A 790-nucleotide genomic window follows, 5' to 3' on the forward strand; every position below is an offset into this window, starting at 1 on the left:
GCCGAAGCCTATCCGCAGGTGGAGATATCGCTGGTCTGCGCCTCGTCGCCGGAACTCGCGGCGGCCCTGGCTGCGGGCACGATCGACCTTGCCGTCATCGAGGAGCGTGTCGGCCCCAGCGCCGGCGAATGCCTGCTCGTCGACCGGCTGGTCTGGGTCGGCGCCAGAGGCGGCTCGGCGCGCCTGAAGCGGCCGCTGCCGGTTTCCATCGTCGCCGACACCTGCGCCTTCCGGCCGGCGGTGCTGGCGGCGCTTGCCGAGCACGGGCTCGACTGGCGCACCGTGTTCGAGAACGGCAACATCGATGCGACGACCGCGACGGTGCGCTCCGACCTCGCCGTGACCACTTGGCTTGCCTCGACGGTGCCGGCCGATCTCGACATCCTGTCCGATGCCGGCCTTCCGGCGCTGCCGAATTTCTCCGTCAACCTGCATCTGCCGAAACATGCCACCCAGCCGGCCGCGCAGGCTTTCGCCAGCCATATCCGCGAGGGTCTTTCGCGCTATCGCCAGGCGGCGTGACGCGAGCGCCGTTCAGTTGTTCGACGCAGCCAGGGCGACCGCCAATTGGGCGTCGAATGCGCGCTTGAAGGCCGGCCGCGCCTCGCCGCGGGCGACATAGGCGGCAAGGTTCGGGAATTCGTTCAGCAGTCCCGATCTCTGCAGCCGGCGCAGCACGGCCACCATGACAAGGTCGCCGGCGCTGAAGGCGCCGTCGAGCCAGTCGCAATCGCCGAGATGGCGGGAGAGTTCGCCCAGCCGCTTGCGGATCCGGTCGTCGACCAGTGGC

Annotated in this window: 2 protein-coding genes; one reads left to right on the plus strand and one right to left on the minus strand. The window is 69.6% G+C overall.

The genetic code is table 11. From position 1 onward, the window contains the following. On the plus strand, positions 1 to 522 hold a 522-nt coding region (locus tag EOA27_RS38620; protein WP_245491395.1), incomplete at its 5' end, for a LysR substrate-binding domain-containing protein. A gap of 12 nt (positions 523 to 534) precedes the next feature. Here EOA27_RS38620 and EOA27_RS38625 read toward each other — a convergent pair. Continuing rightward, a partial coding sequence (locus EOA27_RS38625) for a glutathione S-transferase family protein (protein WP_189562384.1) occupies positions 535 to 790 on the minus strand: 256 nt, incomplete at its 5' end.

The sequence above is a fragment of the Mesorhizobium sp. M2A.F.Ca.ET.037.01.1.1 genome (assembly GCF_003998075.1).
GTDB lineage: Bacteria > Pseudomonadota > Alphaproteobacteria > Rhizobiales > Rhizobiaceae > Mesorhizobium.